At 70.3% G+C, this 8,616-nt stretch carries 6 protein-coding genes; 4 read left to right on the plus strand and 2 right to left on the minus strand.

What is annotated here, in order from left to right:
- Window positions 1-3: 3 nt before the first annotated feature.
- Window positions 4-366: a cupin domain-containing protein gene (locus tag RIE32_09805; GenBank protein ID MEQ9096545.1), complete on the plus strand. Its 363-nt coding sequence runs from the start codon at window positions 4-6 to the stop codon at window positions 364-366.
- Window positions 367-429: 63 nt separating this feature from the next.
- Window positions 430-3,333: an insulinase family protein gene (locus RIE32_09810; protein MEQ9096546.1), complete on the plus strand. Its 2,904-nt coding sequence runs from the start codon at window positions 430-432 to the stop codon at window positions 3,331-3,333.
- Window positions 3,334-3,585: 252 nt separating this feature from the next.
- Here the strand turns inward: RIE32_09810 and RIE32_09815 are convergent, their stop codons facing one another.
- Window positions 3,586-5,037, minus strand: coding sequence for a hypothetical protein (locus tag RIE32_09815; protein ID MEQ9096547.1), 1,452 nt, complete (start codon window positions 5,035-5,037; stop codon window positions 3,586-3,588).
- Window positions 5,038-5,801: 764 nt separating this feature from the next.
- On the opposite strand from RIE32_09815, the gene RIE32_09820 reads away from it, so the two are divergent.
- Window positions 5,802-6,494: a hypothetical protein gene (locus tag RIE32_09820; protein ID MEQ9096548.1), complete on the plus strand. Its 693-nt coding sequence runs from the start codon at window positions 5,802-5,804 to the stop codon at window positions 6,492-6,494.
- A gap of 619 nt (window positions 6,495-7,113) precedes the next feature.
- Here the strand turns inward: RIE32_09820 and RIE32_09825 are convergent.
- Window positions 7,114-8,064 (minus strand): MqnA/MqnD/SBP family protein, encoded by a 951-nt coding sequence (locus RIE32_09825; GenBank protein MEQ9096549.1) that lies wholly within the window; start codon window positions 8,062-8,064, stop codon window positions 7,114-7,116.
- A gap of 48 nt (window positions 8,065-8,112) precedes the next feature.
- On the opposite strand from RIE32_09825, the gene RIE32_09830 reads away from it, so the two are divergent.
- The coding region (locus RIE32_09830; GenBank protein MEQ9096550.1) for a hypothetical protein at window positions 8,113-8,616 on the plus strand (504 nt) is incomplete at its 3' end.

Here is an 8,616-nt window from a genome sequence, read left to right on the forward strand (position 1 = left end):
GGCATGACCCCGCACACCCTCCACACGCTCGCCGACCTGCCCTCCGACCAACCCATGCCCCTCATCGACCGCCGCCGCATCATGGGCGGGCGGATGATGATCAGCGAGGTTGTGCTGCACCCGGGCTTCGAGGTCGCCAGCCACAGCCACGAGAACGAGCAGATGGTCGTGATGCTCGAGGGCCGGGCTGAGTTCACGATTGGAGGCACGGAAGGCGGCGACGGCGAGAAGGTCATCGTCTCGGCCGGGCAGGTGCTCGAGCTGCCGCCCAACCTGCCCCACGCGTGCAGGGCGCTCGAGCGGTGCCGCATCCTCGACCTGTTCAGCCCGGTGAGCGAGAAGACCGGCGTGGACGCGGGCTCGTGATCGCCTAGGGGCTTCCCGCCCCTGCGGAGGCCCGGCCCCGCCCGCGCATCCCTATCGTGGACCATGACCACGCTCACCAACCCACTCGCCCGCCTCGCGGCTCTGCTGCTGGCGGTCGCCGTCGCCGTTCCGGCCCTCTCGCAGGACGACCAGGCCCGGGGCGGCCCCCAGTTCGACCCGGCCGAGAAGCTCCCCGAAGACCCGCGCCTCGTCCGCGGCACGCTCGACAACGGGCTCGAGTACGTCATCGTGCCCAACGCCGAGCCGCCCGAGCGGGTCGAACTCTGGCTGCACGTGCACTCGGGCTCGCTGAACGAGGAGGACGACCAGCGCGGGCTGGCCCACTTCCTCGAGCACCTGGCCTTCGCCGGCAGCACGAACTTTCCCCCCGGCACGGTGCGCCCGTTCTTCGAGAACATGGGGATGAGCTTCGGCCGCCACCAGAACGCCGTCACCGGCTTCGACCGCACGGGCTACACCATCAGCCTGCCCGATACCGAACCCGCGTCGATCGACGCGGGGCTACTGTTCCTTAGCGACGTGGCCAGCAACCTGCTGCTGCCCGAGAGCGGCATCGAGCAGGAGCGCAAGATCATCCTCGAGGAACGCCGCGCTTCGCTCTCGCCCCAGCAGCGCGTGCTCTACGACCTCATCGAACGCATCGCCCCCGAGAGCGAGTTCGGCCGGCGCATCCCCATCGGCACCGAGGAAGTGCTGACGACCGCCGGCCTGGAGCCCATCAAGCGCTACTACGACACCTGGTACGTGCCCAGCAACATGACGCTGCTCATCGTCGGCGACGTCATGCCGCAGGACCTGACCGGCACCATCGAGGAACTCTTCGACCAGGGCGAACTGGTCGAGCGCCCCGAGCCGCGCGACGCCGGGGTGGCGCCCACGCAGGGCCGCCGCGCCATCGTCGCCAGCGACCCCGAAGAGACCCGCGAAGAGGTCGCCATCAACTTCATCGGCGTGCCCGGCGGTCCGACGACCACCATCGGCCAGTACCGCGAAGATCTGGTGCGTTCGCTTGCAACCGCCATGATGAACGACCGGCTGGGCGAGGGCGTGCAGAACGGCGAGCTCACCATGCTGGGCGGCAGCGTCAGCACGGGCGACTTCGCCGGGGCCATCCAGTGGACGCAGGCCACCGGCCGCAGCGAGAACGGCCGCTGGAAGGACGTGCTGAAGGAGATCGGCCGCGAGGTCCGCCGCGCGACCATCCACGGCTTCACCCGGCCCGAGCTCGAGGACGCCAAGCGGCGGCTGCTGTCCAGCGCCGAGCGGGCGGTCGAGGGCGAGGCGACCCGGCCCAGCCGGCTGCTCCGCGGCGCGGTGGTCGAGTCGATCGCCAGCGGCGAGCCGTTCATGAGCGTCGCGCAACAACTCGAGCTGCTCCGCGAGCTGCTGCCCACCGTCACGCTGGAAGAAACCAACGCCGACTTCAGAGACGTCTTCGCCTTCGACGACGCCGTCTTCACGCTGCAGACGCGCGAAGACGAGAACACGCCAACCGAGAGCGAACTCCTGGCCGCCGGCAACGCGGCCCTCGCGGCAGAGCCGGAGGCCTACCGCGCCCAGGCCCGCGCCGAATCGCTGCTCGACGAAACCCCCGCCCCCGGCGGCATCGCCGAGAAGACCACCCACGAGGACACCGGCGTCACCAGCCTGTGGCTCGAGAACGGCGTGCGCGTGCACATCAAGCGCATGACCGAACGCCAGGGCGAGGTGCTGGGCTCGATCCACGTCTACGGCGGGCTCGTGCACGAGGGGCCCGAGACCCGCGGGCTGACCGACGCGGCGACCACCGCGCTGGCGCGCCCCGCCGGCGGGGGGCTCAGCTCCACGCAGATCGACGATCTGACCACCGGCTGGAAGGCCCGCGTCCGCGGCGGGTCCGACGCCGACGGGCTGACTGTGGGCTTCTCCACCACGCCCGACGAACTCGAGAACGCCCTGACGCTCAGCCACCTGCTGCTGACCGACCCCATGGTCGAGGACGCGGCGATCGAGCAGTGGCGCCGCGGGCAGCTCCGCACGCTCGAGATGCTCGAGACCATGCCCCAGGGCGCGGCCCTCAAGGCCGTCATCGAGGCGATGTACCCCGCCGAGGACACCCGCCCGGGCCTGGTGCCCAAGGACAGGATCGAGGCGATCGAAACCGCCGCCGCGCAGGCCTGGCTCGACGAGCAGCTGAGCGGCCCCATCGAGCTGGCGATCGTGGGCGACCTGGACGTCGACGAAACCATCGAGCTGGTGCAAACCTACCTGGGCTCGCTCGAGTCGCGGCCGCGCGTGTCGAACCGGACCAACTGGCAGGCCCGGCAGATGGACCGCCCGCAGGGCCCCATCGAGCTCTTGAAGGAGCCCAAGGTCTCCACGCCCCAGGCCTACGTCATCGCCGGCTACTACGGCGCCAACGAGTGGGACACGCGCGATGTCCGGGCCCTGCGCCTGGCCGCGCGCGTGCTCAACAGCCGCATGATCGATCGCATCCGCGAAGAGCTCGGCCTTGCTTACAGCCCCAGCGTCAGCCACCGGACGGCCCGGACATGGCCGGGCTTCGGCCTGCTCAGCGTCCAGACGACGACGGACCCCGCCCGGGCCGAGGAACTGGCCGGCGAGGTCAAGGCGATGTACGAGGCCTTCGCCAGCGAGGGCCCGACCGAAGAAGAGCTCGCCATCGCCGTCGAGCAATTGCGCAACGTGCACGACGAGACGGTGCGCAACCCCTCGGCGTGGCTGCGCGAGCTGCGCACGCTGACGTACCTGGGCGGCTCGCTGGACGAGATGGCGAAGGAGCGCGAGGCCCTGGGCTCGTTCACCCCCGCCGAGCTGCGCGACGTGTTCGCCCGCTACGCGGTGGAGGATGGGCGGATGAGGATCATCGTAAAGCCGGCCGAGGGTGACTCGGCTGCGCTGGAGGAAGAGGCGCGGGCATCGCAAGGTGGAGAGGACGGCGGCTGACGAGCGGGCGTGCGTTCCCGCCATCGGCTTGTCGCAGGAAAATGAACCGTCGCCGCCCACCGGCCGATTCGCGTGGCGCCCCGACCGGTGGGCGAGCGAGCGGTTCCTCCCTCTGTTGGAAGCTTACCCCAAAAAGGTCCGAACGCGACACCAACTTTTGTGAATATTTGGTGAAGGGCCAGTAGATCCCCTTGTCGGCCTGGGGACTCCTGCCTATGCGGGCCCGCGCCGCGCTCAGCGAGCCAGCTGCCGCTAGGGGCAGCCCGCGTCGAAGGCGTTCTGGAAGGCCAGGAAGTCGAAGATGGTCAGTTCGCCGTCGCCGTCGAAGTCGGCCTGGCACGCATGGGCGAAGATGAGCTGGGCGTCGCCGCCGGCCACGCCGTCGCGGTCGCCGTCGAGGGCCTCGCCGGTGGCGATGCTGCGCACGCTATCGGCGATGGTGACGGTGTAGGCGTCGCCGTCGAGGGGCGCACCCAGGCCGATGAGCATGAACTGGCTGCCCGAGCCCGACGCGTCGAAGGCGACGGGGTTGCCATCGCCGTCGATGATCGTCACGTCGGCGTCGTCGAAGCTGACCGGCTCGTTGAAGATGATGCGCAAACTCGTGACGGGCGCTCCGGTCAGCGTCGAGCGGGCGGGCACCGACGGGCTCGTCTCGATGACCACGGGGCCCGGCTCGATGCCGCTCTGACGAATGAGCCAGACGCCGAAGTTGTCGGAAACATACATGCTCTGACCATCGGGGCTGATGCTCAGCGCGTCGATGTCGGTGAAGCCGGTCGCCCACGTCGTGTGGGTGCCGTCTGGTTCGACGGTCTGAACTTCATCGGTGAGCGTTTCGGTCACGTAGAGCAGGCCCCCAGACGGCCCCGCAAGAAGGCCGTCGGTCGCGAGGGCGAGATCGCCGTACCGCCGCAGCGACCAAGAGACCGGGCCGTAGATCGCGCGATAGCTGCCGCCGCCGTCGACGTCGCGCAGCTCGTAGATAGCCGTTCGGCTGTCGGTGTTGTCGGTATCTGCCAGCAGGACGCCTCCGCCATACCTGCCACTGAGATCGACCTGCATCCCCACAACGTCGGTATCCGAGCGAGACGCGGGGACTGAATCGGGATCGACGACCGAGACCGCGTAGCCCGTGTCCATCCTTGCGAGCTTCGTTCCGTTGGTGGCGTCTGCGTCCAGAAGAACCGCACCCACCGGATTGCCCGCCTGCCCATTGGTGATCGTGAAGTTGTACGCGGTTTGGTCCGAGGACGCGCCTTCCAACCAACGCTCGCGCACGGTTCCATCGCGGTCGATGGTCACGAAGCGTGTCGTGTTGCCGAAGGGCCGAGGTTCTGAACCAGACACAATGGTCGCATTGAGCGGGGAATCGAAGATGCCGGCACGATCGAACGCCACACGACTGACAAACGTTCCACCGTCGACGAGCGTCGTGCCCAGCACCGAGATGGTTCCACTTGGGCTGACAAGTCGGAACGTGGTCACTCCATCGCTCAACGTGGCGGTCACGACTCCAGTCCCAAAGCCATCCGGATCCTGGATGGCCTCCATCCGGGGCGGCTCCCCATCCAGTAGCGGCGCGATCCGGCGGATCGTGAACCCATCGGGCACCTCAGGCTGGGCCAGCGCGGCGGCGGGAGCGAGCGTGGTGAGGACGGCGGCGATCGAGGCAGTGGGGGTCCTGGCGACAAGTCGGGGCATGGTCGGTCTCCTCTGGCGGGCAGCATACCCGAAACCGCCCCCGGCCGCAAGGGCTTTTCGGACGATGGTCCGCCCGCCATCCCACGCCGGGCCCGCGCCCCCTCGCCTCGGGACGAAAGTTTCCCATGGGAAGCTCGCGCCGCCTCATGGGAAGACGGAGTTTTGACCCCACAAAGTCTCGTCCGCTCATGAGAAAGTTTCGTCTTGACCCCGCAAAGTCTCGTCTTCTCATGAGAAACTCTCGTCCCCAGGGGTCAAGACGAAGTTTTCTGGGGTCAAAACTTCGTCCTCCCATGAGAAACTCGCGCCGCCCCATGGGAAGACGGGATCTTTCGGGCTGGCTGGTGGGGTGACCGACCCGCCCCAGAGGTCGTGGGGGGCCGTGAGGCCCGTTCTTCCGAACGAAGGGAGATCAGATCGGGTGGGGGGCCGTGGGGGGGCGCGGGCCGGGCCCGGCGCCATCGCGGCCGTGCGGGGAAATAAGTACACGAATCCGGCGGACCCCGGGTGAAGTCGGGTCCCAGAACGCTCGATGAGGTTCTCGGCCCCGCCGGTGTGGCGGGGCCGAGTTTCTCAGGACGCGGTCGCCCGCTCGTGGATGTTCGAAGGGCGCGGCCGCCGCAAGGAGCGATGCAGATGCCCACGGCATGTTGCACGAAGCCGTCGGCGGCCCGGCTCGTTTGGCCCGCCACGTTCGCACCCACCATCGCCCTCGCCGCGCACGCGGCGCATGGGCCCGCCGCCGAGGCGACAGGAGCAATCTCATGAGCACCATCCCAACCCAACCCGAGCAATCCATCGACTGGGTCCAGGCCCACATCACCCCCTGGACCGACAACGCCGTGCTGCTCAAGCTCGATCCGGCGGTGATCGGCGAGCTGAGCGCCCTGGCCAGCGCGGCGGCCAACGCCCGCACGGCCAAGATCAACGCCAAGACGGCGTACCGCAACGCCGTCGCGGCCTTCGACGAGGCGGTCGCGTCGATGCGCAGCCTGGCTTCGGGCCAGGTGACCATCATCCGCGCGACCGCCCGCAACGCCGAGAACCCCGAGGCCATCTACACGGCCGCGGTCGTCCCCGCGCCGGCCGATCGGACCGCGACGCCCGCGCCCGGCACGCCGACGATGTTCAAGCACAGCCTGTCCATCGGCGGCGAGCTGACCGTGCGCTTCGCGTGCCCCAACCCGGCCCGCGTCGGCCCGGTGACCTACCGCGTCGAGCGGCGCATCGGCGGCACGAACAACCCGTTCGTGCCGTTCTTGACGCTCAAGGACCGCGAGCTGACGGACACGGGCATCCCGCTGGGCACGCCCGAGGTGGCCTACCGCATCACGCCGCAGACCTCTACCAAGGACGGCGGGCTCGCGCAGTTCGCCATCCAGTTCGGCGCCGGCAACCAGGCGACCCTGGTCGAGCAGGTGCCCGAGGGGGTGGGCGAGGCGAAGAAGGCGAGCTAGGGCTCGCGCGATTCGACGGATTGGGATTCGACAAACCGGGGTTCGAAGGCGAGGGGCGTGCACGGGCGCGCCCCTCGTGCTGCGCGCCGCGAGGGCACACCGTGCACGAGCGCCCGCACCGTGCCCCCGCGCCGCAGCATCCGCCGAGCGAGTCTTCGAGCGAAAGCGCATGCGCAGGCGAGGCCCGCCAGGGCCCGGCCGAAGGCCGCCAAGCGAGCAACGCGAGCGCCTCAAGAAAACCCAACGTGGTCGAGCCGCAGCGCAGCCGCCGCGTCTTCGGGACGGCTCCGCGCAGGCGTCGAACTTCGGCGCACGGCCGGGGCCGATGCGCAGGGCGTTCCGTGCCGTGGCGGGGCACGGCCGCTCGGGCGCACCCTGCCGCGGGGCTGCAACGGTGATCCGGGCGCACCGCGATCTGGCGGTGCGCCCAAGTTCGACGCCTGCGCGGAGCCGAAGACGGCTGCGCTCCGGCTCGCTCAAATAGGGCTGTTCTTGAACGCTCGCTCCGCTCGCTTGGCGGGCTGTCGCCCGGGCGGCCGGGGGCCGCCTCGCCTCCGCATGCGCTCTGCTCGAAGACTCGCGGCGCGGATGCTGTGGCGTTCGGACGGGGCGGGCGCGGCTACACCACCACCGGCTCGACCGCGCGGTCGAAGAGGCCTTGGCTCGCGCCCTCTTCGTACAGCTTCGTCAGCGCTGCGCGGCCCGTGTCGCCCATGCTCGCCGTCAATTCGCTGACGTACATCGAGAGGTAGCGGTCGAGCAGCGCATCGTCGTGCCACTCGGGGCGTGTCGCGGCGTGGAGCTTCAGGTAGGCCCGGGTGTCCTGCGGGTTCGCGCGGGCGTGGGCGACGCTCTGGCTCAGCAGCGCGCTGATCTCGGCGACGGTGCCCGGGCCGTGCTCGGCGTCGAGGTCCTTGCGGACGACGTTGAGGCCGAGCGGCAGGGGGTGGTTGGTTTTCTTGGTCCACCACGCGCCCAGGTCGAGCAGCTTCTTGAGGCCCATCGACTCGTAGGTGAGCTGCGCCTCGTGGATGAGCACGCCCGCGCCGACGCGGCCATCGAGGACGGCCGGGGCGATCTGCTGGAAGGGCATCTCGACGAGCTCGATGTCGCTGCGAGCGTCACCAAGGACCATCTTGAGCACGAGCGCCGCGGTGGTGCGCGCGCCGGGGATGGCAATCGTTGGCTTCTGGGCGCGCACGCAGCCGTCGCAGTGCAGGGTGGAGTCTTCGCGGGCGACCAATTTGGGCCCGTAGCCCTCGCCGAAGCTCGCGCCGCAGTCGGTGATGGCGTAGAGGTCTGAAAGGGAAGGCCACGCCGCGGCGCTGATGGCGGTGATGTCCAGCGGCTCGCTGCGCGCGGTCGCGTTGAGGCGCTCGACGTCTTCGGGTTTGGGCGTGAAGGTGAAGCGGCCCGTGTCGATGGCGGGGGGGCGGAGGAGGTTCCCGTCGGGATCGATGAACCCGGTGAGCGGCCACCACATGGCCATGTCGTCGGCATCGGGCGAGTGGGCGAGGGTGAGGGACACCGGCCCGGCGTCGGTGGGGGCTTGTGTAGGGGTCTGGGTCATGCTTGGAGGATAGTGCTCCGGTGGGGATCGACGCCCGTACGATGGGGCATGCGGCACTGGTACGGGCCCGGACCACGGCGAGGGCGCAGTCGGCAGCACGGCGGCGGGGGCGGGCGGCGGGGCGCGCCCCGGGGCCGCGTGGCCGCCTGGTCGCAGGGCGTCGCGTCGCTCGGCCGCCGGGCAGGGGCCGCCGGGCTGAGCGGGCTGGGTGGACTTTCAGCGCTGGCCGAGCGGCTGCCCGGGATTCGGTCGCGGCGGGCGCGGTCGGCCGTGTCGGTGCTGGTGTCGGTGGGCGTGCACGCGGCGGTGCTGGGCATGCTGGCCCTGGCCCTGCGCGGGGTCGCCCACCAGGCCGGGGCCCCGGCCGTGAGCCTGGACCTGGGCGCCGGCCCGGCCGAGGGCGAGACCTTCGCGCTGGCGCCCCCGCCCCCCACGCCGACCATGACCCCGACCACCGAAGCGCAGGCCGACGCGGCCGAGCCCGACGCCGCAGGGGCGATCTCGGCCCGGGCCGCCGCGGCGCGGCTGAGCGCGGCGCTGGAGCGCGTGGCG

Source organism: Phycisphaerales bacterium, assembly GCA_040221175.1.
Lineage (GTDB): Bacteria > Planctomycetota > Phycisphaerae > Phycisphaerales > UBA1924 > JAHCJI01.

Excerpts from the sequence above, each read along its gene's own strand:
- RIE32_09820 (MEQ9096548.1), top strand. The coding sequence starts at position 5,802 with ATGAGCACCATCCCAACCCAACCCGAGCAATCCATCGACTGGGTCCAG.
- RIE32_09805 (MEQ9096545.1), top strand. The coding sequence starts at position 4 with ATGACCCCGCACACCCTCCACACGCTCGCCGACCTGCCCTCCGACCAA.
- RIE32_09825 (MEQ9096549.1), bottom strand. The coding sequence starts at position 8,064 with ATGACCCAGACCCCTACACAAGCCCCCACCGACGCCGGGCCGGTGTCC.
- RIE32_09815 (MEQ9096547.1), bottom strand. The coding sequence starts at position 5,037 with ATGCCCCGACTTGTCGCCAGGACCCCCACTGCCTCGATCGCCGCCGTC.
- RIE32_09810 (MEQ9096546.1), top strand. The coding sequence starts at position 430 with ATGACCACGCTCACCAACCCACTCGCCCGCCTCGCGGCTCTGCTGCTG.